The sequence below is a fragment of the Thalassolituus alkanivorans genome (genome assembly GCF_020447205.1).
GTDB lineage: Bacteria > Pseudomonadota > Gammaproteobacteria > Pseudomonadales > Oceanobacteraceae > Venatoribacter > Venatoribacter alkanivorans.
The window spans coordinates 64,232-86,838 of the sequence record NZ_JAJAEL010000001.1 but is presented as its reverse complement, the minus strand read 5'-3'; the positions used below and the strand labels follow the sequence as shown (position 1 = coordinate 86,838).

The window sequence follows — 22,607 nt, the reverse complement described above, 5'->3', positions numbered from 1 at the left end:
GCAAAAAGAACATTCTGGTATTGGAAATTCTGCTCTGGCTGTTTATTGGTCTGTTGATTGTTATTGCCAGTCAAAATTCCTGACCATTGAACAGAGGCCAGTAACCAACAGCTTTATCTTTTATACCGGAGACAGCAATGCCAACATCTGCCGATACTGCATGGCTGCCTTATTTCATCAGCATCGCATTAGTTGCTGTGATCGGTGTACTGATCAGTGGCCTGAAGAATAAGCGTATTTTTGCTTTTGGCCGTTGGTATAAAGCCGGGGGAAACAAGTCGCAGTATGTACAGATCGTGATCGGCTATCTGCTGCTGATTGCGCTGTTTATTTTTCTGCTGCTAAAGAGTTTGTAGGGGCAATTGCGGCTGTTACTTCAGCCGCATATAACCACCTGGCACCTGTGCCAGCCAGCCCTGCAATTCAAGGTCGAGGAGTTGCGGTAATAATTGCGAGATGGGTAAGGCACTGCGCAGGGCAATCACATCGGTGCTGGTCGCACTGTAATCCACCTGAGTAACCAATACCGGCACCGCGGCAGATACCGGTTCGGTTAATTCCAGTTGAGTCTGAGCCTGTTCCGGCAACAGGTTCAGCTCCTGCAGAATATCCTGCGCATTCTGTACCAGACAGGCACCTTCGCGGATCAGCTGATGGCAACCATGGCTAAGCGGGTTGGTCACCGCACCGGGTAAGGCAAAAACTTCGCGCCCCTGTTCTGCGGCCTGGCGCGCGGTAATCAGCGAGCCACTTTTAATCGCCGCTTCCACCACCACAGTACCGAGGCTCAGGCCGCTGATAATGCGGTTACGGGAAGGAAAATGTTTGGCCTGGGGCTCTGTTCCCGGGGCAAATTCCGACAACAACAGTCCTTTTTGCATCACCATCTGCGCCAGCCCCAGATGGCGCTGCGGATAAATCACATCCGGGCCACTGCCGAGTACCGCAATGGTGCGTCCACAACTAAGCGCTCCCTGATGCACGGCGCCATCAATGCCAATCGCCATGCCACTGACGACCGTCAGACCAGCCGCCGCCAGCTGACTGGCTGTTTGCTGCGCCCATTCCGCGCCATAAGGGGTTGGGTTACGACTGCCGACCATGGCGATCATCGGCTGACTGAAACAGGCCAGATCACCATGGTAATAAAGAAAAGTGGGGGCATCGCGCAGGCTGGCAAGCGTTTCAGGATACGGAGCCACACCCGCCAGCAACACACCGCAACGGCTTTGATTGCGCCAGCGTTGCAACACATCAAAACCATCACTCAGGGAAGGATCATCCAGCCAGCGCGCAGCGGCATCGGCCTTCAGGCCAAAAGATTCCAGCTGCGCGACGGTGCAGGATAAGAGATCGTGCGGACGGGAAAGGTTCTGGCGGATATCACCAAGAGTAACGCTGCCGACGCCCGGCAGTTTTGCCAGACGCCACCAGGCGAGTAACAGCTCGTCCCTGAGCATAAACAGTCCTTATTAGTTCGGGGATTCCACCTTGTCGCCGACACGCAGCGGCTTGGTCGCCCGCATAATCAGTGCATAGGACAGTTTTTCGAACGTACGGAACACCATCAGGCTGCCGGCACGTTCTTCCGGTAAGCGTACCCGTTCAGCAGCAACGCGGTCATACACCACAGCACCCGCTTTTTTGATCAGCAGTACAGAGCCGGGCACCAGACCATCGCGCTCGCCACGGTTAAGTACCACCACGTCATACTGACCCACCTGAGTCACGCCACCGGATACCGCCAGAATCTGGCCTTGAACCGCACGCTCCGGAGATTTCGGGTAGAAGTTGGCAATAAGATCGCGGTCTTCGGTCGGCAGCAGCATGTCACCAACGGATACCTGCTGATTGGTACGCTCCAGTTCCAGCGTCACAATATCATCATCATGAGCCAGTACACGGCCCATACCGATATCCAGCGCTTCCAGCCCCAGCACTTCGCCGCTTTCCGGATCACGGTAAACCTGACCTTTGCGGAACACGCCGTAGGCACTGGAAACCTGAGGGCCAAAATCACCGCGGGCATACACTTTACCGCCAGCGCCCATCAGAATGCGGGCATCGGCGCCCGACAAAACACGTGGTGCTTTTTCCAGCACTTCCGGAGCCACTACACGGTGCTCACGCAGGAAACCACGAATGGCATCCTGTGGAATCGCAGGAATTGCAGACTCAATCGGTTCAACACGGGCGGTTGGCTGCATTTTTACCGTACCCGGAGATAACTTCACGGTACGGCTGCCTTCACCACGCTTGGTGACGGTAACGCGGGTTTCACCATCAATGCTGATCAGGCCGATCTCGTCACCCGGAAAAATCAGGTGAGGATCTTTAATCTGACCGTTCTGATACCAGATTTCCGGCCACTGCCAGGGGTCATTGGTAAAGCGTTCGGAGATATCCCAGAGGGTATCGCCCTTTTTAACCACATAGCGTTGTGGCGCATCGGATTTCAGATCCAGCGCCATGGCACCGGTTGAAAGACACATCAAACCAGCAACGAGAATGCGCTTGATGGTTTTGCTCATCCTGTATTCCCTTTATTATTAGCGGATCTGCGATCGCGCATTGAAAATCACTGTTCGGCAGCCATCTTAGCAAGTCACGACCACTTAGTTCTATAAAAGCACAGCAACTCTATGTCCATACTCGAAATTTTAGAATACCCGGATCCCCGTTTACGTACCAAAGCCGCACCTGTGGCTGAGGTGGACGACCGGGTGCGTGCCATCGTCGATGACATGTTCGAAACCATGTATCAGGCACCGGGCATTGGTCTGGCGGCCACTCAGGTCAATGTACACGAGCGCATCGTGACCATCGACGTGTCGGAAGATAAAAACGAGCCCCTGGTATTTATCAATCCGGAAATCACCGTACTCGACGGCGAAATGGAAACCATGCAGGAAGGTTGCTTGTCGGTTCCCGGCTTCTACGAAGACGTTACCCGCATTGAGCACTGTCTGGTCAAAGCCCTCGACCGCGATGGCAAACCCTTTGAAATGGAATGCCGCGGCCTGCTGGCGGTCTGTATTCAGCACGAAGCTGACCACCTCGAAGGCAAACTGATGGTCGACTATATCTCGCCACTGAAGCGTAACCGCATCAAAGACAAACTCGAGAAGAAGCACAAACTCGAAGCCCGCAATCAGGGTAAGAAGTAATGGCCTTACGCGTCGTTTTTGCCGGTACGCCGGAGTTTGCTGCCATTCATCTGCAGGCGCTGATCAACAGCGGGCATGAGATGATCGGTGTTTATACCCAACCCGACCGTCCCGCCGGACGCGGTAAGAAGCTGCAGCCAAGCCCGGTAAAGCAGGTTGCACTCGAACATAATCTGGCGGTTTTTCAGCCACTGAATTTCAAAGATCCGGCCGATGTTGAACAGCTGAAAAGCCTGAATGCCGACGTTATGGTGGTGGTCGCCTATGGCCTGATCCTGCCGCAAAGCGTACTCGACGCGCCAAAGCACGGCTGTCTGAACGTACACGCCTCACTGCTGCCACGCTGGCGCGGTGCAGCGCCGATTCAGCGCTGCATTGAAGCCGGTGACAAAATGACCGGCATCACCATCATGCAGATGGATAAGGGTCTGGATACCGGCGACATGCTGAGCAAAGTCACCACCGGTATTCTGGCTGACGATACCGGCGGCACCCTGCATGACCGTCTGGCAGAGATGGGCCCGGCGGCGCTGCTGAATACCCTGGCACAGCTTGAAGCCGGAACCCTGAATCCGGAAAAGCAAAACGATGCACAGGCCAACTACGCCCATAAGCTGCTGAAAGAAGAAGCTCTCATCAACTGGCAACAACCGGCAGAAGAGATTGCGCTGCGCGTGCGCGCCTTTAACCCGTTCCCGATGGCTTACACCCTGCTTGGCGATGAGCGCATCCGCGTACTCATGGCCGAAGCCCTTGAACAACCGAGCCAGCTGCTGCCAGGCACTATCGCCAAAGTCAGCGCCGATGGTCTGGAAATCGCCTGTGGCGAAGGAGTATTACGTATCACTCAGGTACAGTTAGCCGGCAAAAAAGCCATGAACGTGGCCGATGTGATTAATGGTCAGCCACAGTTATTTCAGCCGCACCACATGCTGGCGTCGCAACCTTGAGCGCCGCGACCTCGCCCTGGGGTAAAGCCAAAGACACCACCCTGAGTGCCCGCCGTGCGGCGGCCATGGCACTCAGTGCCGTCCTCGCCGGACAATCCCTTAACCAATGCCTGCCACCGCTGGAACTGCGCGTCGACCTGGCTGACCGCGGCTTTCTGCGCGACCTGGCACTGGGCAGCTGCCGTCATTTTCAGCGCCTGAACGCACTGGCCAAGATGCTGCTTAGCCGGCCTTTTGGCGAAGAAGATCAGGACTTATTTGCCCTGCTGATCATCGGTCTGTACCAGCTGGAGATTCAGAAGAAAGCGCCGCATGCCGCCGTGCACGCCACCGTCGAAGTCTGCGAAGAGCTGGGCAAGGGTTACGCAAAATCCGTTATTAATGCCTGCCTGCGCCGTTACGCGCGCGAATACGAAAGCCTGACCCCACCACTGGACGAAAACCCGGTAACCGCCAGTAGCCACCCGAAATGGCTGGTCAAAATGCTGAGCAAAGCCTGGCCGGAACAGTTTCAGGACATTCTCGAACAGAATAACCAGCGCCCACCGCTGTGCCTGCGCGTGAACCAGCGCCACGGCAACCGTGAGCAATACCTCGAACGCCTGCAGCAGGCCGGTATCGAAGCCCGCCCTGCCGAACACAGCGCCGTTGGTATTTATCTGGCCGAATCCTGTGATATCACCGCGCTGCCCGGTTTTGCCGATGGCGATTTCAGCGTGCAGGACGAAGCCGCGCAGCTGGCGGCCATGCTGCTGGCGCCGCAGGACGGCGAACGCATTCTCGATGCCTGTGCCGCTCCCGGTGGTAAAACCTGTCATCTGCTGGAAAGCGCAGACGCCCGTGTCGTAGCGCTGGATATTGAAGAAAACCGCCTGCCACGGGTGCATGAAAACCTCGCCCGCCTGCAGCTCAGCGCCGAGGTTGTGTGTGCCGATATGGCCACCCCGGACGCCTGGTGGGATGGTGAATTATTTGATGCCATTCTGCTCGACGCACCCTGCTCGGCCACCGGTGTGATTCGTCGCCACCCGGATATCAAGCTGCTGCGCCGCCGCGAAGACATCGGGCAACTGGCACAGGTTCAGGCGCAATTGCTGGATACCGCCTGGTCTCTGCTGAAGCCGGGCGGCCGTTTGCTGTACGCCACCTGTTCGGTCTTACCGCAGGAAAACAGCGAACAAATCCGCCGCTTTGTTGATGCCAACAGTGATGCACAGCTGCAGACACTGGACTTTTGCTGGGGAAGCGCCTGTAATGCCGGGCGTCAGCTGCTGCCACAACGCGACGGCCACGACGGTTTTTACTACGCCCTGCTGCACAAAACGCAGTAAGCGCGACGGGGGACACGCCAACCGTGTGTCCGCAGGCTACTGAGAACCAATATTGAGAGCCTATGAAGATTATTATCCTGGGCGCCGGTCAGGTCGGCGGCACACTGGCTGAAAACCTGGCCAATGAGCAGAATGACATTACCGTGGTCGACACCGATGCCGACCGCCTGCGCGAACTGCAGGACCGTATCGATATCAAAACGGTTCTTGGCCGCGGTTCATACCCCAGCATCCTGCGTGATGCCGGGGCCGATGATGCCGATATGCTGGTTGCGGTAACCAACTCTGACGAAACCAATATGGTGGCCTGTCAGGTGGCTTACACCCTGTTCCGTACGCCAACCAAGATCAGCCGTATCCGCTCCGGCCAGTATCTGAAGCAGGCTGAGCTGTTCCGCAACGATGCTTTCCCGATCGACGTTCTGATTTCCCCTGAGCAGGTGGTGACCAACTACATCAGCCGCCTGCTGCAGTATCCCGGCGCGTTACAGGTGCTGGATTTTGCCGATCAGCGCGTACAGCTGGTTGCGGTGCGCGCCTATTACGGCGGCCCTCTGGTCGGTCAGGCGATTCACCATCTGAAAGATCACCTGCCCAATATTGATGCCCGCGTGGCGGCGGTATTCCGCCGCAACAAAGCCATCGAACCCACCGGTGATACCATTATTGAGGCCGACGACGAAGTGTTCTTCGTTGCTGCCAAAGAGCATATCCGCAAGGTAATGAGTGAACTGCGCCGCGAAGAAGATTCTTACAAGCGGGTGATGATCGTTGGCGGCGGTAACATTGGTTACCGTCTGGCGAAAGCGCTGGAGCGTGATTACCGCATAAAACTGATTGAACACGGCGAACAACGCGCTCAGTTCCTCAGTGAAAATCTGAGCAAAACCGTGGTGCTGCTGGGCAGTGCCACCGACAAAGCACTGCTGGAAGAAGAAAACATCGAAAACACCGATGTATTCTGTGCCCTGACCAACGATGACGAGGTGAACATCATGTCGTCGCTGCTGGCCAAGCGTCTTGGTGCACGTAAGGTCATGACGCTGATTAACAAAGCGGCGTATGTCGATCTGGTGCAGGGCGGTATGATCGACGTGGCGCTGTCTCCGCAACAGGCCACCATCGGCAGCCTGCTGACCCACGTGCGTCGTGGTGACGTAGTGAATGTTCACTCTCTGCGCCGTGGCGCAGCAGAGGCCATCGAAGCCATTGCCCATGGCGACAGAAACTCATCAAAAGTGGTGGGGCGCAAAATCCGCGAAATCAAACTGCCACCAGGTACCACCATCGGTGCCATTGTGCGTGGTGAAGATGTGATTATGGCCAGTTCTGATGTGGTGGTGGAATCCAACGATCACGTCATTCTGTTCGTGATGAAAAAACGCCATATTCCGGACGTCGAGCGCCTGTTCCAGGTCGGTCTCGGTTTCTTCTGAGCGGAGCTGTCCATGCACTTTGCGGTTATTGCGCGCATTCTTGGTATCTTTCTCATGCTGTTCAGCATGACCATGCTGCCACCGATTCTGGTGTCGATGTGGTTTAACGATGGCGCCACCGAAGCCTTTGTTATTGCTCTGGTACTGACCTTTGGCCTGGGTTTTGTGTCCTGGTTACCGGTAAAAAATGCCCATAACGAGCTGCGTACCCGCGACGGCTTCCTGATTGCCGCACTGTTCTGGCTGACCCTCGGTCTCGCCGGCACACTGCCCTTTATGATTGCCGAGCATCCCGGCCTGAGTTTTGCCGATGCTTTCTTTGAATCGTTGTCCGGCTGGACCACCACCGGCGCGACGGTAATGACCGGCCTTGAGTACCTGCCGAAATCAATCCTCTGGTATCGCCAGCAGCTGCAATGGCTCGGCGGCATGGGGATTATCGTTCTGGCGGTCGCCATTCTGCCGATGCTGGGCATTGGTGGTATGCAGCTTTACCGCGCGGAAATGCCGGGCCCGCTGAAAGACTCCAAACTCACGCCACGCATCGCGGAAACCGCCAAAGCCCTGTGGTATGTGTACGCCTTCTTAACCATCAGCTGCGCCCTGGCTTACTGGTTTGCCGGCATGAGCGGCTTTGATGCGGTCACCCACAGCTTCGCGACCGTGGGTATTGGTGGTTTCTCAACCTATGATGCCTCCATCGGCCACTTTAACAGCGCTCTGATCGAAGGCATCTGCGTCTTTTTTATGCTGATTGCGGCGATGAATTATTCGCTGCATTTCTTCGCCTGGCGTAACCGTACACTGAGCCACTATCTGCAGGATTCAGAAATACGCTTCTTTCTGCTGGTCATGGCCGGCGGTATTCTGCTGACCATTTCCGCACTCTGGCTGACCGATACTTACCCTCTGCCAGAAGCCATCCGCTTCGGAGTTTTTGAACTGGTATCGGTCGCCACCACCGCAGGCTTCGGCACCGCCGACTTTGCCGGCTGGCCGGTTTTCCTGCCGGTGTTGCTGTTTATGATGGCCTTTATCGGTGGCTGCACCGGCTCTACCGGTGGTGGTATGAAGGTCATCCGTGTACTGCTGATCTACAAGCAGGGTGTGCGTGAAATCCGCCGCCTGATTCACCCCAATGCCGTCATGCCGGTCAAGCTCGGCCGCCGGGCCGTACCTGATCGCATTCTGGATGCCGTATGGGGATTTTTCGCCGTCTACATCGTTACCTTTATGGTGATGATGCTGGCGCTGATGGCCACCGGGCTGGATCAGGTTACGGCCTTTTCTGCTGTTGGTTCCTGCCTCAATAACCTCGGTCCGGGTCTGGGTGATGTTGCCGCCCATTACGGCAATATTTCCGATACCGCCAAATGGCTGCTGGCACTGACCATGCTGCTTGGCCGTCTGGAGATTTTCACTCTGCTGGTGCTGTTAAGCCCTAACTTCTGGCGCAGCTGAACATGAATGATTCCCGGCCTTTTGCTGATAACGGACAACTGAACGAACTGCGTCAGCAGATGCTCAGCTTCGCCCGGCTGCAACTCAGTGACGAACAACAAGCCGAAGATGTGGTACAGGAAGCACTGGCCGGAGCACTGAAAAATGCCGCGGCCTTTAACCGCGCTGCCAGCCTTAAGACCTGGATGTTTGCCATTCTGAAGAACAAAATTGCAGACGCCCTGCGCGGCCGTTACCGCCAACCGCAGATGACAGATATCGATGACTGTAAGGATTGCAGTCTGGCCGACGACCAATTGTTTAATGAGCGTGGTCACTGGCACAAAGACGATCGCCCGCAACGCTGGGACGCCCCGGAGCAACTGGTGCACGATGAACATTTCTGGCGCGTGTTTGACCGTTGCCTGGATGCCTTACCGGCAGAACAGGCACGGGTATTTATGATGCGGGAATTTATCGAACTGGACAGCCAGGAAATCTGTGCGGCTCTGGAACTGACAACCAGTAACCTGCATGTTCTGCTGTACCGCGCGCGGCTGCGGCTGCGCGAATGTCTGGAAGATCACTGGTTCGGGGCGGGAGAAAACACATGATGAATTGTCAGCAGGCCACACGCCTGATGTCTGAGGCTCAGGAGCGCCCGCTCAGTCTTAAAGAGCAGGCCGAACTGAAAGTTCACACCCTTATCTGCTCTGGCTGCCGCCGTTTTGGTGAACAGATGCATCTGCTGCGACGATTCACCAAAGCATCCCGTCCACAGGATAAAGACGACAGCAATCAATAGCGCCTGTACGCTTCAGACCAGAGCCCGCCACATAATTCAGACACCTTATGGGATATTCGCAATCCGGTAGCGCGTCGGCCCGCCTTCAGGGAAGCGGTTAAAACGCTTATAGGTCCACTGGTATTGTGCCGGACAGTGCGAAACACACTCTTCGATACTGCGGTTCATTGACGTAGCCGACACACGCACATCGTCAGCGTACAGATCGTCATCGGCACGGATGAAATAAATATCAAAACCTTCGGCATTGGGCAGGCGCTTGGCAAAACCGTAAATGGCTATGGCACCGGTTTTTTTCAGCATGTCATGCGGTAATTTCGGCGTCAGGGTTTCTATGCCCATAAAAGGCGCGAACACGCCGCTTTTCTTTTGCGGCTCCTGATCCGGCAGAAAGCCGATCATTCCACCGTCATTGAGCACATCAAATAACCCTTTTACACCGGCCCGGGTGGTCGGCACCAGCTTACAACCCACCGCTTCACGGCGGGCAACCATCCAGTTATTGAATACCGGTATTTTGGCCGGACGATACATGATGGTGATCGGGCATTTAGTGGAGATGTAGTTGTTGATGATTTCCCAGTTGCCCAGATGCGGCGCCAGCAGAATCAGGCCACGGGGATCAGCGATCGCTTCATCAAGCACATCTTCGCCGATAACATTGCGGATCAGACCCGCCGCCCGCTCGGGAGCGTAGCCCCACATCGGCCCCATTTCAGCGAGAATCATGCCGTTTTCTGCCAGTGTTTCAGCCAGCAGATCTTCGCGCTCTGCTTCGCTCAGGTGTGGATAACAGAGGGACAGATTGAGACGGGCCACTTCACGGGCGCGGGTGCGGCGTTGCAATAACAGCCAGCCCAGACCACGACCAACTTTTTGTGCCAGAGAGAGAGAAGTAAGGGACAGCAGCTTAATCAGCCCTATCGCCAGATAACCAATGATCGATTTCACAATACGACTCCTGTGCGGGAGTCGCAGTGTACCGGTTACCACATATCATGCAACAGACCGGCACAGGATCAGAACTGTTCTTAAATATTAATAATATGGCTTGCTGAGGCCAGGCCACCACCGCGGAATCAGGGCACCCCGGCTTTGGCGTAAGGGCTCAGCGCATGTTCGGGCCGATGTTTAAAGCGCTTGTATTCCCACTGATACTGCTCAGGGCAAAGCGCGATACAGCGCTCAATTGCAAGGTTCATGGCCGCTGCCGAGACTTCGGGATCATCCGCGTAAATATCTGAAGGGGGCTCAGAAATATGGATATCAAAGCCTTGCGCATCGGGCAGACGGACGACGCATACCATCAGGGCAATCGCGCCGGTTTTTCTCAGTAGCTCCCCGGGTAATTTGGGCGTCAGTGCTGGCACTGACATAAAAGGCACAAACACGCCGCTGCGGCGTTTGGGTTCCTGATCGGGTAAAAAGCCCACGACCCCACCAGACTGCAATACCTCAAAAAGTCTTTTAACTCCGGCACCGGTAGTCGGAACCAGATTGCAGCCCAGCATCTCCCGCCGCTTCACCATCCAGTCATTAAATACCTGATTCTTCAGCGGCCGGTACATAAAGGTTACCGGGCTCTGGCCCGAGATGAAGTTGTTCGTCAGCTCCCAATTCCCCTGGTGTGGAATCAGCAGCAACACACCCCGTTCATCCGCAAGCGCCCTGTCCAGCAGCTCACCACCGTGAACCTTGTTCAGCAGTTTCAGGCCTTCCTGCTGACTGTAACCCCAGAAAGGCCCCATCTCTGCCGCTGTCATACCACTGTGCAGCAAAGCGTCACGCAACAGCCGATCACACTGCTCAGGTGCCATATCCGGATAACAAAGTCCGAGGTTTACCCGCGCCACCTCTCTGGCACGACTGCGGAAAGACCAGAGAAGCCAGCCAATGCTCCGCCCCAGTTTTTGCGCCGTCTTTAACGGTGTCAGTCCTACTAACTTAATCAGTCCGATCAGTATGTAGCCTAAAAGAGATTTCAACATGCAACTCCTCTGCAGAGCCTGAAGTGTACCTGCAGCCTGTCTTATGCAACAGGCACAACTGAGACGACGCAGAGACAACAAACATAAGCCCGGCAACAGCATCCATCTGTTGCTCTGCTAGACTCAGAACACCACGTAGATGACCGCGAATATGATTAATCTTGAACTCGCCCTCAAAGAAAAACGCATCCTTGTCGTTGATGATCTGGTAGAAGCCCGCAGCGCACTGAAAAAGATGATCACCATCCTTGGTGCCACGCAGATAGATACGGCTACCGATGGCCGCGAAGCCATGGACTTTATCATGGAGCGTGAATACGACATCGTGCTGTCCGATTACAACCTCGGCAAAGGCAAAGACGGCCAGCAGATTCTGGAAGAGGCGCGTTACTGCAACCGCCTGCGCGCCACCGCCCTGTTTATTCTGGTTACCGGGGAGAACGCCGTCGAAATGGTGATGGGGGCACTCGAATACGAACCCGATAACTACATCACCAAGCCCTTTACCCTGAACATGCTGCGTGAACGCCTGACCCGCATCCTGACCACCAAACTGGAATTAGCGGAAGTCGATAGCGCCATTGATCAGGGCGATACCGACCGCGCTATAGAACTGGCGGCAGCCGTACTGGAAAACAATCCGAAACTGATGATTCCGGTGACCCGTATCCTCGGCAAACTTTATATCCGCCAGAAGCGTTACAACGACGCCATCAAAATTTATTCAGAACTGCTGAACAAGCGCTCGGTATCCTGGGCCCGTCTTGGTCAGGCTATCTGTATGCACTTTCTCGGCGACTCACGCAGTGCACTGGCCCTGCTCAAGCAGACATTAATTGTTCATCCGATGTATGTGCAGTGTTACGACTGGACTGCCACCATTCTGCGCAGTCTGGGCGATGCCAAAGGCGCGCAGAAGCAGCTGGAAAAAGCGGTGGAAATATCCCCCAAAGCCGTACTGCGGCAGATGGAGCTGGGACAACTGGCATACAATAATGGCGATTTCCCGGTCGCCGAAGCCGCCTTCGAACAGGCCATCAAACTTGGCCGCCATTCCTGCTACAAAAATTCCGGCAACTATCTGAAATTTGCCCGCACCGTGCACCACGAATTAAAAGCCGGCGAGCAGAGCCGCGAGCAACGCACCCGCGTCGAAAAAGCTTTTAAAGCCATTGATGAGCTGCGTCAGGACTACGCTGGTCAGGACAGCATAATGTTTGAAACCAGCATCGTTGAAGGCAAGACTCATACATCCCTTAATGATGAAGATAAAGCCCGTGCATCGGCCCAGCGTGCTGAAGAAATTCTGCAGCGCATGAAAGACCCCAGCCACGAGCAGCAGCTGCAGATGACGGAAGCCTATATCGACACCGGACAACACGTAAAAGCCAAAAAATTAATGCGCACACTGGAAAAACAGGGACTGGCCGCCGCCGAACTGGCCCAGCTGCAATCGCTGGAAGAAAACCTGAATCAGATGGTCATCCGTGACCATACCGCCGCCCTGAATGCCCGTGGTGTGGGCCACTACGAAAAAGGTGAATTTGCCGACGCCATCACCGCCTTTGACGAGGCCGCCTCTTATGATGAGGCCGGTGTCAGCGTACTGCTGAATGCTATTCAGGCGAAAATCAGCCTGATCGAAAATACCCAGATCGACATCGGCCAGTTAAAAGATTGCTACCGCTACTTTCAACGTATTGGCAAAATTGGCAATAACGATGAACGTTATGAACGATACGAGCGTCTGAAGGGCACATTTATGCGCCTGAAGCGGGCCGCAGGTCTTTAGGACACGGGAAGTTTCCATGAAATTTGAACATCTGGTCGGCGCCGTAGTGCACGACCTGAAAAATCAGCTGCAGGCACTGCTCGACTACGAACAGGAAGCACTGGCACGCATTCCCAAACGTTATCACACACACCTTGAACCCATTTTGCAGCGCACCAACCGGCTGAAAAACGACACCATGCAAATGGTGACTCTGTTCCGCCTCGAACAGAAATCACACTTCCCGATGGACGATGCCTGGCCACGCGACACCGCCGCCGATGCGATTGAAGCCACCAGCCTGCAATATCCGGGTATCCGTTTCTCCAACGACATCAGTGAAGACTGTCAGGGCTTCTACAACGAAACCCTGATTCATCTGGCTCTTATCACCTTAATCACCAACAGCGCTCAGGCCGGTGCTACGCAAATCCGCCTGACCGCCGATGACAGCAATGGCCTCTCTGTCTGCGTTGAAGATAACGGCCACGGCTTCGACGAGGCCGTGCTCGCCGGTGAAAAAGACACCACCAAAAACGAAGGCTCTGGTCTGGGCCTGTTCTTTGTTGAGCTGATTGCCGGCCATCACAAACAGGGCGAGGAGCGCGGCAGTGTACACATCGCCAACCGTAAGGAAGGCGGTGCATCAGTCAGCGTTCACTTACCCTGAGCGGCCTTCTGCTGGGGTACTGAGTTCATCGTAACCGGCGGTTTCCCAGGGCAGATGGCCAGGGGTGATGTGCAGGAAATTAAGATAATTCTCAAACTGATCAAGCAGATCACGGATAACCTCCTGCTGATCACAGCCATACAGGTCATAGCCCTGACTGCCGCGGCGCAGATACACCTCAGCACGGGCAAACTGCTCACCATCTGCCGGCTCTTTGTACGCCGGTAAAGGCTGTAATGTGCGGCGGATATCGTAAATAAAGTCCACTTCGTCACCACCCTGCACCTGCAACCAGACTCTGGCCTGCGCGGCATCGTGCCCAACCTGCGCCTGCCAGCCGTGCTGTACCAGCTCTTTGCAAACCTGCTCCAGCGCAGGTACTGCGGTGGTGGCAATAAAACCATCAACGCGTGCGGCATCCGGAAAATCCACCAGGCCCGCCAGACGCCGGCGCCACTGTCCCTGCTGCTGATGCGGGCGGGTCGACGCGGCTGAGTTCAGACTCGAAGTCCGGTGCCCTTCAATCACCAGCGCCCGCCACAACCCGGCAACCGCCACCAACATAATGGCCGCAAACGGCAGAGCACTGGCGATGGTCATGGTTTGCAACGCACTCAGGCCACCGGCCAGCAACAGAACAGCCGCGATGGTGCCTTCCAGAAAAGCCCAGAAGATGCGCTGCCACAGAGGAGTTTCCAGCGCCCCGCCGGAGGCAAGAGAATCAACCACCAGTGAGCCGGAGTCCGATGAGGTAACAAAGAAGGTAATGATCAGGCACACCGTAAGCAGCGATAAAAACGACGACCAGGGCAGCTGATCGTAGAGCTGAAACAGCGCCACCGCATGATCGGCCTGCACATCGGCAATCAGGGTATTGAGGCCTTCATTCATAATCAGATAGAGCGCGGTATCGCCGAACACCGAAAACCACAGGAAGGTAAACAGGGTCGGCACCGCCAGTACGCCAAAAACAAACTGACGGATGGTGCGGCCACGGCTGATTTTGGCAATAAACAAACCAACGAACGGCGCCCAGGCGATGGTCCAGCCAAAAATAAACAGCGTCCAGTTACCGATCCAGTCACTGCGCGAATAAGCCTGCAGATTAAAGGTACGCGCCACCAGACCGCTAAGATAATCGCCGGTGTTCTGCAGGAAGGTTTCCAGAATGTGGATGCTCGGGCCAATAAAAAACACCACCACCAGCAGGAAGATGGCCAGCGCCATATTCAGCATCGACAGGTTTTTAATGCCTTTATCCATCCCCGCCACCACCGAGGCTGTCGCCGCCAGCGTGATAGTGAAGATCGCAATCACCTGCACCGTGGTACTGACCGGTATCGCCGGCCAGAGGTAATGTATACCGGCATTAATCTGCGCCACCGACAAGCCAAGCGTGGTCGCCAGACCAAACAAAGTACCAAGAATGGCAAACACATCCACCGCATGCCCCAGCGGCCCGTAAATGCGCTCGCCAATTAACGGATACAGCGCCGAGCGGATCGACAACGGCAGCCCATGACGGTAAGCAAAATAGGCCAGCACCAGCCCGACCAGACCGTAGATCCCCCAGATATGAACGCCCCAGTGGAAATACGCAATCTGCATCGCCTGGCGCGCCGCCGGAATGGTTTCGGCTGCGCCCGCCGGCGGTTGTGAATAATGCAGCACAGGTTCAGCCACACCGAAAAACAACAGGGCAATGCCGTAGCCTGCCGAAAACAGCATCGCAAACCAGGCCGGAAAACTGTATTCGGGTTCGGCATGGTCAGGCCCGAGGCGGATATTGCCCCAGCCCGACATCGCCACCCCGACGATAAACAGCAGAAAAATGGCCACCGCCAGCATATAAAACCAGCCAAAGGTGCTGGTGATCCAGCTCAGTGCACTGCTGAATACCTCACCGGCAAGTGCCGGATTGGCGATAGTCCCGATGATCAGCAGCGCTGCGATAAGTACCGTAGGAATAAATACCGGCAGCAGCACGGTCGACTGAACGGCCTTATGTTCGGCCAGCGGCGATGTTGATTGCTTGCGGACAGAGTCCGTTGAAGTGGTCATAAAGCCTCCGTGTTATGCCAGAGCGCTCAGGCTCTTTGCCCGCCAGCGCACGAAATTCGCGCCGGGCAACTCCGGAAATCCACCCTGCCTGTGGCAGGACAATGCTTTTTAACCCTGACAAACCCCTCCGGCGATTACAACCCCTGCAGGGTTCGGCCGGCACGCTGCCCCTGTTCTCAGGGCGCATCGCTGCTATAATCCGGCGTCTTTTTATTTTGCGAACAGCATTCAGGGCCTGATTCACTTAGTCTGAACAGGCTCTGGCCTTGCCAACACAGGAATTCCACCGTGAGTCAGAGTCGCCACAACGTCAAAACCTTCCAGGGCCTGATTGCCGCCCTGCAGGAATACTGGTCCGAACAGGGCTGTGTGATTAACCAACCTCTGGATATGGAAGTGGGCGCCGGTACCTTTCACACCGCGACCTTCCTGCGCGCCATCGGCCCGGAGAACTGGAGCTCTGCTTACGTGCAGCCAAGCCGCCGTCCGACCGACGGCCGTTACGGCGAAAACCCTAACCGCCTGCAGCACTACTACCAGTTTCAGGTAGTGATGAAGCCAAACCCGGTGGATATTCAGGAAAAATACCTCGAATCCCTGAAAGCCATGGGCATCGACACCCTGGTGCATGATATCCGTTTTGTCGAAGACAACTGGGAATCGCCAACCCTGGGCGCCTGGGGTCTGGGCTGGGAAGTGTGGCTGAACGGTATGGAAGTGACTCAGTTCACCTACTTCCAGCAGGTCGGCGGCCTTGAGTGTTTCCCGGTGACCGGTGAAATCACCTACGGTCTGGAGCGTATTGCCATGTACCTGCAGGAAGTAGACTCCGTTTACGACCTGGTGTGGACCTACGGCCCAGACGGCAAAGCCGTGACCTATGGCGACGTATTCCACCAGAATGAAGTGGAACAGTCGGCTTACAACTTTGAACACGCCGATGTCGATTTCCTGTTCATCGCCTTTGACCAGTACGAAAAAACCTGTGCGCGCCTGATCGAAGCCGGTCTGCCACTGCCCGCCTACGAGCAGGTACTGAAAGCCTCCCACACCTTTAACCTGCTGGATGCCCGTGGCGCTATCTCGGTCACCGAGCGTCAGGGTTACATCCTGCGCGTACGTACCCTGGCCCGTTCCGTGGCTCAGGCGTACTTCAACAGCCGCGCCGAAAAAGGCTTCCCGCTGGCGGACGAAGCCAACCGCGCCGACGTGCTCGCACGCTATCTGGCCGATAAAGAAAAAGCCGCTGCCCAGGAGAAGAAGTAATGAGTAAGCAAGATTTTCTGGTTGAACTGGGTACCGAAGAGCTGCCACCGAAGGCGCTGAAAAACCTGTCTGCCGCATTCACCTCCGGCATCGAACAAGGCCTGAAAGAGGCCGGTCTGAATTTTGGTGCCGTTGTCTCTTTCGCCGCACCACGCCGTCTGGCGGTGCGTATCGAAGCACTCGAAGCCCAGCAGGCAGACCAGGAAGAAATCCTCTACGGCCCGCCAGCCAATATCGCCTTTGACGCCGATGGTAAGCCAACCAAAGCCGCCGAAGGCTTTGCTGCCCGTGCCGGTGCAACCGCAGCCGATCTGCAGACCGGTGACAATGGCAAGCTGATGATTCAGCGCACCATTAAGGGCAAAAACACCGTTGAGCTGCTGCCTGCTATCGTGCAGAACAGCCTCGACAAACTGCCGATTCCCAAGCGTATGCGCTGGGGTGCTTCGCGCGTTGAGTTCGTGCGTCCGGTGCAGTGGCTGGTGATGCTGTTCGGCTCTGACGTGGTTGACGGCGAAGTGCTGGGCCTGAAGGCTGGCAACACGTCCCGTGGTCACCGCTTCCACGCGCCGGGTGAAATCACCATCGCTAATCCGGCGGAATATCAGGACAAGCTGCGTGCCGCTTATGTGATGGCCGACTTTGCTGAGCGCGCTGCGCTGATCAACGAACAGGTTGCCGCCAAAGGCAAAGAACTGGGTGGCGAAGCAGTTATCGACGCCGACCTGCTCGACGAAGTGACCGCGCTGAACGAATGGCCGGTGGCACTTGCCGGTTCGTTTGACGAAGACTTCCTGCGCGTACCGCCGGAAGCGCTGGTGTCCTCGATGAAAGAACACCAGAAATATTTCCACGTGATGAAAGACGGCAAGCTGATGCCCAACTTCATCACTATCGCCAATATCGAATCGAAAGATCCGGCGCAGGTGATTTCCGGTAACGAAAAAGTGATCCGTCCGCGTCTGTCGGATGCGGCCTTCTTCTGGGACACCGACCGTAAACAGAAACTGGAAAGCCGTTTCGCCAAACTGGAAAACGTGGTGTGGGTGAATGGTCTGGGTTCCATCGCCGATAAAGCCCGCCGTATCGGTAAGCTGGCCAGCCGTATCGCCGCAGTAACCGGTGCCGACAGTGCTCTGGTGGAGCGTGCCGCGCAGCTGTGCAAAAACGATCTGGTTTCCAGCATGGTGTACGAATTCACCGACCTGCAGGGTCTGGCCGGTAAGTACTACGCCGAGCACGATGGCGAACACGCCGATGTTGCCGCCGCCATGGTTGAGCAATATATGCCGGCCTTCGCCGGTGACGCACTGCCGGCCAGCCAAACCGGTACGCTGATTGCGCTGGCTGATCGTCTCGACAGCCTGGTGGGTCTGTTTGGTATCGGCCAGATTCCGACCGGTTCCAAAGATCCGTTCGCCCTGCGTCGTGCCTCGCTGGGTGTGTTGCGTCTGCTGGTTGAAAAAGAAATCAATATCGATCTGGGTGACCTGATCGACTGGGCCATTGGCTCGGATTGGGCAACAGCACCGAAAGCCGAAACCAAAGCCACTCTGACCGAATACCTGCTTGATCGCTTCAGCGCCTGGTATGCCGACGAAGGTATTCCGGCGGGCGTATTCCAGTCAGTCCGTGCGCTGGGTATCACCAACGCGCTGGATATTAACCGCCGCGTACAGGCCGTTCACGCGTTCAATAAACTGGACGCTGCTGAAGCTCTGGCTGCTGCCAACAAGCGTGTGTCGAATATTCTGGCGAAAAACGGTGGCGACAAAGTGCAAGCCAAAGTGGATTCTGCCCTGCTCGCCCAGGCCGAAGAAAAAACACTGGCCGAACAGGTTGCCGCCAAACAGCAGGCCGTTGAGCCATTGATGGCACAGGGCGATTACAGCGCCGCACTGACCGAACTTGCCGGTCTGCGTGCGGCGGTTGATGCCTTCTTCGACAACGTGATGGTAATGGCCGACGACGAAGCTGTGAAAAACAACCGCCTCGCACTGCTCAAGCAGCTGCAGGGATTGTTTATCGGTATCGCCGATATTTCATTGCTGCAGGGATAATTAATTATTAATTGACCTGCGTAACGGTATTAAAAGGCAGCCTGATTCAGGCTGCCTTTTTATTCACTGCCCTGGTGCTGAACAGCGCTGTAAGCGAAGTAACCCAAGAATAAAAAGCCCGATGCCTAAATCCAGTCTTCAGCAGTTACCTTAACAACTGTCAGATCACCGATATTTTGCTGTTGCAGCAGAGTTAATTTGAAATAATAGAAAGGGAGCCAAAGCTCCCTCTCTACATTTCAATCTCTATCTCAGTCCTCTTTCCAAATGGTGGAAATACCAGTATCCAAGTTAATCTTAAAAGCATTTATGTTTTCTGGTTTGCTTTCTCTCCAAGAATTCGTATTAATAGTAAAATATATCTCACTATCTGAAAGGAAAAAAGATGAGTAGCTATATGTAGGGTAATCTGTTCCACCTGGCAGATCCAGATTTACTTCGATTGCTTCAGATAATTCCTTAGAATTAATATGATATTTTTTTATCAGTAACTGAACCGGGGTATTGAAATGATCATCCCCCTTCTTCTCTGAGATTGTATCAAATATAACAAGATAGTTTTTATTAATTGTTAAAGTTTTATACCCTGTATTTAAAGCAGACTCCAACTCAGTAGAAGTCAAATCAACTAGTTCATTCTCTTTTATCTCAAAGAATTTATTGGAGTCTTGCCCCGAATAATGATAGTACAGTCCGCCTTCAGAATGAATTTCTGAACTATAGTAGTCCATACCATCAAAGAAACTATTTGCTGTCTCATTATAAGGATTTTTATAGCCAACAGGCTTCGCATCTAATTTTTCAAACTGGCCACTTAAGCTATTATATCCGTAGTAATCATAACCAAGTCCTTCAACATCAACTAAAATCACGACAGAGAAAGCATCTGAAACTCCAATATCCGAAACCCGAATAATTTCTCCCTCAACACTGAATCTGGATATTAACTCTGCCACTGTATTATTGATTCGATACACTTCAATTTCTGATCCGAGATATTCATATAATGCAACCATGTTTCCCGAAATTTCCAGACCAGTTTGGTTCAGATCAGTGTTAAAGCCTACTTTTTTCAACACACCATCAGAGAAAAAACTTACGCGACTATCTTCATCTATTCCTTTGTCTAAATAAAAACCATCATTTGTAAGCGATACGGAGACATTTCCATTGCCTTCGAAAGAGCCCATCAATTCAGCATTGCAGCCTTGTATTTTATAAAGCTCCTCACCACCTGAAACAGCATAAAGTTCATTGTTATAGATTATAGGAAACCTTTGAATAGTGATTTGTGATTCGTATTCATCTGAATTAAAGCTGCTGTTTTTTATAGTAGCAACCCTGTGAGCTTTTTCGCTTGTTTCATTGAATACATATAGAAGATCACCGCCACTAGCGATACCATATTGACTTGCTGTAAAGTAAGTATAACCCTGGAAGTCAAAAGTATTATGAGATAAAACATTATCAGTGCTTGCACGTTGTCTTAATTGCTCACCATTAACAGCATCGACAAGCTTCACAGGTGATGTAAGTTTTGCCGAATAATTCCAGAGTTCTTCATTTTTAACTGCAATTCCATATTGGTCCTGCTCTGATACATCTGCAATAGGGTCAACGCATCCCCATCGCTCACTTTCTGTTAGCTTTCTTGGCTCTGGAGTACTTCCACTGCCGCCGCCTCCGCCCCCACACGCTATCAGCTGCGTGGCAATTAAGACAATTACACTCATTTTATACATATGTAATCCTTACATGTTTATTAACGCGGGAATTCTAACACCCGAAAAGTGAAACCCCCAATATAAGCAGGACAAACACTGCCTAGACTAACACTTCGGTGATTTTATGAGATACATCAGGCAGCCCATGATAGGAAAGCAACCGTCCAAGATAAATAAAAAGCCCGGCTCAATCAGCCGGGCTTTTTATTGTCATTTACTGAAATTAATTCAGTTTAATTTTCCTTCACTCCACGGCGCAGTTCTTTAAAGTTAATACGCTCCAGCGCCGGATCATCACTGTTTTCCTGCCACTGCATCCATTGGGTTAATGAAATAGACAGCTGCAAAGAATAATCGAGCGAAATCCAGCTCTTACGGCCGCTGGCATAATCCGGTACACCATTGCCCATCACGTTAACCGGCCCATTATCGGTTTCAACGGTCATATTAAAGGGCGCCGCTGCCGGGACATTGGCAAAATAAATACTGTCGATATTGGCAAAGCTGACACCATTATTCACCGTTGCTTTGCTGCCACTGCGATCGACGCCGACTAACGGATTTTCAGGATCAGGGGTTACGCATTCTTTGGTGATACCTGAAAACTGTGACAGCAGCGGCGGCGTATCAAAATTGCTGTCCGGTACCGAAGCCGTGCCATGGCAGGACATGCACGAGCTGTTGGCATTATCGGCCGGGCCGTTCAGGCGATAATTACAGCCTAAATGTCCCATATGCTGCATCGGGTTGGCGCCGCCGTATTTATTCAGTTCGTTCACGGTATCCCAGAAAATAACTTCTTCCATAAAACCGTTCTTTTTCACATCCAGCGGATAGTTGTGCGCAAGTTTGCCATCCGGTGGAGTGTCGTTGCCCCACATCACACCCAGCAGACTGATACGCAGCCACGGATCGGCTTCTTTAGCTTTGCGCTGACCATCAGCAACAAAGGTACCGAATACCCATTGAGTTCCCGGCGCACGGCTGTCTTTTACCGCAAAATCAAACTGCAGCAGGCGCACGTCGTTCCACTCTGTCGTGCTGCGCGGACACTGCTGGCTTTCTTCAATCAGCGTGCACTCATTGCCCTTCGCAGGTGTGCATTTACAGAATGACGGATCGGAGATATTGGCATTCCAGGCGGGCTGATTCGCCAGCACCGGCAGCTGTTCCGGAGTTGAGGTATTAAACAGCGGCTTACCAACAACGGCGCCCTCATCAAAGCTCACATCTTTAGCCGGAATTTTCGCCGTGCCGTCTGCCTGCCAAACCGTTCCCAGAGTGTAAGCGGCCGTTGCATTAAAGAAGCCTACCGCCCACATGGTAGTGTTGATCGCACCCTGAGGTGTAGAGAATGTGACCGGTGCTTCGCGGGTCAGACCGTGGGTAAACTCACGCCCGCTCATGGCATCGTAAGTCTGGAAAGGAATGCTGTACCACGGACGCACGTTGTTGTTACACACATCCCAGTCTTCGACTCCGGGACGGTTAACGTTGCCGTCCTGAATGTACTTCATCACCAGCCAGCTGTAGTCATATGCCAGCTGTTTTTTCTGCGCTGCCGGAGTGTCTGTTCTGAACAGGGCATCAAAACGTGCATCACGCCACGGCTGTGCCGCACGGTCATCCACCGGCTGACGCGGATACTTATCAGATATGCGGAACACCGGGCCCTGCCAGTCAGCAGGCGGCACGTTGCTGATTTCCTGACCTTTCCACATATTGCTGAATTTAGCTGCCGGGTCCTGCCAGTAGCTGGGATAAGTGCCGCTGCAGGTGCTGCTGGATGTGGTCTCAGGAGCTTGCGCCGCAACCATATCATTTTGTGCTTTTTCACCGCAGGCGCTGAGCAACAATCCGAAACTAAGCAGTGAGGTTCCGGCGATGCGCCGGCAAAGAGAACTTTCCATAGTGATATTCCTTTTGCTGAGAAGTCAG

The 22,607-nt window shown here is 54.1% G+C and carries 19 protein-coding genes; 12 read left to right on the top strand and 7 right to left on the bottom strand.

Annotated elements, in window-relative coordinates; genetic code table 11:
- Nucleotides 1-137 precede the first annotated feature (137 nt).
- On the top strand, nucleotides 138-356 hold the full coding sequence (locus LGT44_RS00385; RefSeq protein WP_230331724.1) for a hypothetical protein: 219 nt from the start codon (nucleotides 138-140) through the stop codon (nucleotides 354-356).
- Between the two features lie 15 nt (nucleotides 357-371).
- Here LGT44_RS00385 and dprA read toward each other — a convergent pair whose 3' ends face one another.
- Nucleotides 372-1,460: a DNA-processing protein DprA gene (gene dprA / locus LGT44_RS00380; RefSeq protein ID WP_145467283.1), complete on the bottom strand. Its 1,089-nt coding sequence runs from the start codon at nucleotides 1,458-1,460 to the stop codon at nucleotides 372-374.
- A 12-nt stretch (nucleotides 1,461-1,472) separates the two neighbouring features.
- Nucleotides 1,473-2,531 (bottom strand): LysM peptidoglycan-binding domain-containing protein, encoded by a 1,059-nt coding sequence (locus LGT44_RS00375; RefSeq protein ID WP_230331725.1) that lies wholly within the window; start codon nucleotides 2,529-2,531, stop codon nucleotides 1,473-1,475.
- Nucleotides 2,532-2,642: 111 nt separating this feature from the next.
- Here LGT44_RS00375 and def point away from each other — a divergent pair, with 111 nt between their 5' ends.
- The 7 genes from def (at nucleotide 2,643) to LGT44_RS00340 (ending at nucleotide 9,129) form a co-directional block, all read left to right on the top strand.
- On the top strand, nucleotides 2,643-3,167 hold the full coding sequence (gene def, locus LGT44_RS00370) for a peptide deformylase (protein ID WP_225691297.1): 525 nt from the start codon (nucleotides 2,643-2,645) through the stop codon (nucleotides 3,165-3,167).
- Entirely contained in the window at nucleotides 3,167-4,117 is a 951-nt protein-coding gene (gene fmt, locus LGT44_RS00365) for a methionyl-tRNA formyltransferase (RefSeq protein ID WP_230331726.1), read from the top strand. The genes def and fmt overlap by 1 nt, the downstream gene beginning before the upstream one ends.
- A complete protein-coding gene (gene rsmB / locus LGT44_RS00360) occupies nucleotides 4,114-5,448 on the top strand; it encodes a 16S rRNA (cytosine(967)-C(5))-methyltransferase RsmB (protein WP_230331727.1) in 1,335 nt (444 codons plus the stop codon). Before fmt ends, rsmB begins: the two co-directional genes overlap by 4 nt.
- Nucleotides 5,449-5,510: 62 nt before the next feature.
- On the top strand, nucleotides 5,511-6,884 hold the full coding sequence (gene trkA, locus LGT44_RS00355; protein ID WP_230331728.1) for a Trk system potassium transporter TrkA: 1,374 nt from the start codon (nucleotides 5,511-5,513) through the stop codon (nucleotides 6,882-6,884).
- A gap of 12 nt (nucleotides 6,885-6,896) precedes the next feature.
- Nucleotides 6,897-8,345, top strand: a complete 1,449-nt coding sequence (locus tag LGT44_RS00350) for a TrkH family potassium uptake protein (protein ID WP_230331729.1) — start codon at nucleotides 6,897-6,899, stop codon at nucleotides 8,343-8,345.
- Nucleotides 8,346-8,347: 2 nt separating this feature from the next.
- Nucleotides 8,348-8,938: a sigma-70 family RNA polymerase sigma factor gene (locus tag LGT44_RS00345; protein ID WP_230331730.1), complete on the top strand. Its 591-nt coding sequence runs from the start codon at nucleotides 8,348-8,350 to the stop codon at nucleotides 8,936-8,938.
- A complete protein-coding gene (locus LGT44_RS00340; protein ID WP_186435814.1) occupies nucleotides 8,935-9,129 on the top strand; it encodes a zf-HC2 domain-containing protein in 195 nt (64 codons plus the stop codon). The genes LGT44_RS00345 and LGT44_RS00340 overlap by 4 nt, the downstream gene beginning before the upstream one ends.
- Nucleotides 9,130-9,174: 45 nt before the next feature.
- On the opposite strand, the gene LGT44_RS00335 is transcribed toward LGT44_RS00340, so the two are convergent.
- On the bottom strand, nucleotides 9,175-10,080 hold the full coding sequence (locus LGT44_RS00335; RefSeq protein ID WP_186435815.1) for a lysophospholipid acyltransferase family protein: 906 nt from the start codon (nucleotides 10,078-10,080) through the stop codon (nucleotides 9,175-9,177).
- 128 nt (nucleotides 10,081-10,208) lie between these two features.
- The gene (locus tag LGT44_RS00330) at nucleotides 10,209-11,117 is read right to left on the bottom strand and encodes a lysophospholipid acyltransferase family protein (RefSeq protein WP_230331731.1); all 909 of its coding nucleotides are present in this window, start codon (nucleotides 11,115-11,117) and stop codon (nucleotides 10,209-10,211) included.
- Between the two features lie 151 nt (nucleotides 11,118-11,268).
- Between LGT44_RS00330 and LGT44_RS00325 the strand changes: the two genes are divergently transcribed.
- Nucleotides 11,269-12,909, top strand: coding sequence for a tetratricopeptide repeat-containing response regulator (locus LGT44_RS00325; protein WP_225691291.1), 1,641 nt, complete (start codon nucleotides 11,269-11,271; stop codon nucleotides 12,907-12,909).
- A gap of 16 nt (nucleotides 12,910-12,925) precedes the next feature.
- The gene (locus LGT44_RS00320) at nucleotides 12,926-13,558 is read left to right on the top strand and encodes a sensor histidine kinase (protein ID WP_145467303.1); all 633 of its coding nucleotides are present in this window, start codon (nucleotides 12,926-12,928) and stop codon (nucleotides 13,556-13,558) included.
- Here LGT44_RS00320 and LGT44_RS00315 read toward each other — a convergent pair.
- Entirely contained in the window at nucleotides 13,550-15,619 is a 2,070-nt protein-coding gene (locus LGT44_RS00315) for a BCCT family transporter (RefSeq protein WP_230331732.1), read from the bottom strand. The two genes, LGT44_RS00320 and LGT44_RS00315, sit on opposite strands and share 9 nt — an antisense overlap.
- A gap of 288 nt (nucleotides 15,620-15,907) precedes the next feature.
- Between LGT44_RS00315 and glyQ the strand changes: the two genes are divergently transcribed.
- Nucleotides 15,908-16,885, top strand: a complete 978-nt coding sequence (gene glyQ / locus LGT44_RS00310; protein ID WP_225691289.1) for a glycine--tRNA ligase subunit alpha — start codon at nucleotides 15,908-15,910, stop codon at nucleotides 16,883-16,885.
- Nucleotides 16,885-18,945, top strand: coding sequence for a glycine--tRNA ligase subunit beta (glyS, locus tag LGT44_RS00305; protein ID WP_230331733.1), 2,061 nt, complete (start codon nucleotides 16,885-16,887; stop codon nucleotides 18,943-18,945). Before glyQ ends, glyS begins: the two co-directional genes overlap by 1 nt.
- A gap of 251 nt (nucleotides 18,946-19,196) precedes the next feature.
- Here the strand turns inward: glyS and LGT44_RS00300 are convergent, their stop codons facing one another.
- Nucleotides 19,197-20,687, bottom strand: a complete 1,491-nt coding sequence (locus LGT44_RS00300) for a hypothetical protein (protein ID WP_230331734.1) — start codon at nucleotides 20,685-20,687, stop codon at nucleotides 19,197-19,199.
- A 215-nt stretch (nucleotides 20,688-20,902) separates the two neighbouring features.
- Nucleotides 20,903-22,579 (bottom strand): hypothetical protein, encoded by a 1,677-nt coding sequence (locus LGT44_RS00295; protein ID WP_230331735.1) that lies wholly within the window; start codon nucleotides 22,577-22,579, stop codon nucleotides 20,903-20,905.
- Nucleotides 22,580-22,607 lie beyond the last annotated feature (28 nt).

What these genes read in the sequence shown, in the direction of transcription:
- LGT44_RS00385 (WP_230331724.1), top strand. Translation starts at nt 138, where the DNA reads ATGCCAACATCTGCCGATACTGCATGGCTGCCTTATTTCATCAGCATC.
- dprA (WP_145467283.1), bottom strand. Translation starts at nt 1,460, where the DNA reads ATGCTCAGGGACGAGCTGTTACTCGCCTGGTGGCGTCTGGCAAAACTG.
- LGT44_RS00375 (WP_230331725.1), bottom strand. Translation starts at nt 2,531, where the DNA reads ATGAGCAAAACCATCAAGCGCATTCTCGTTGCTGGTTTGATGTGTCTT.
- def (WP_225691297.1), top strand. Translation starts at nt 2,643, where the DNA reads ATGTCCATACTCGAAATTTTAGAATACCCGGATCCCCGTTTACGTACC.
- fmt (WP_230331726.1), top strand. Translation starts at nt 3,167, where the DNA reads ATGGCCTTACGCGTCGTTTTTGCCGGTACGCCGGAGTTTGCTGCCATT.
- trkA (WP_230331728.1), top strand. Translation starts at nt 5,511, where the DNA reads ATGAAGATTATTATCCTGGGCGCCGGTCAGGTCGGCGGCACACTGGCT.
- LGT44_RS00350 (WP_230331729.1), top strand. Translation starts at nt 6,897, where the DNA reads ATGCACTTTGCGGTTATTGCGCGCATTCTTGGTATCTTTCTCATGCTG.
- LGT44_RS00345 (WP_230331730.1), top strand. Translation starts at nt 8,348, where the DNA reads ATGAATGATTCCCGGCCTTTTGCTGATAACGGACAACTGAACGAACTG.
- LGT44_RS00340 (WP_186435814.1), top strand. Translation starts at nt 8,935, where the DNA reads ATGATGAATTGTCAGCAGGCCACACGCCTGATGTCTGAGGCTCAGGAG.
- LGT44_RS00330 (WP_230331731.1), bottom strand. Translation starts at nt 11,117, where the DNA reads ATGTTGAAATCTCTTTTAGGCTACATACTGATCGGACTGATTAAGTTA.
- LGT44_RS00325 (WP_225691291.1), top strand. Translation starts at nt 11,269, where the DNA reads ATGATTAATCTTGAACTCGCCCTCAAAGAAAAACGCATCCTTGTCGTT.
- LGT44_RS00320 (WP_145467303.1), top strand. Translation starts at nt 12,926, where the DNA reads ATGAAATTTGAACATCTGGTCGGCGCCGTAGTGCACGACCTGAAAAAT.
- LGT44_RS00315 (WP_230331732.1), bottom strand. Translation starts at nt 15,619, where the DNA reads ATGACCACTTCAACGGACTCTGTCCGCAAGCAATCAACATCGCCGCTG.
- glyS (WP_230331733.1), top strand. Translation starts at nt 16,885, where the DNA reads ATGAGTAAGCAAGATTTTCTGGTTGAACTGGGTACCGAAGAGCTGCCA.
- LGT44_RS00300 (WP_230331734.1), bottom strand. Translation starts at nt 20,687, where the DNA reads ATGTATAAAATGAGTGTAATTGTCTTAATTGCCACGCAGCTGATAGCG.
- LGT44_RS00295 (WP_230331735.1), bottom strand. Translation starts at nt 22,579, where the DNA reads ATGGAAAGTTCTCTTTGCCGGCGCATCGCCGGAACCTCACTGCTTAGT.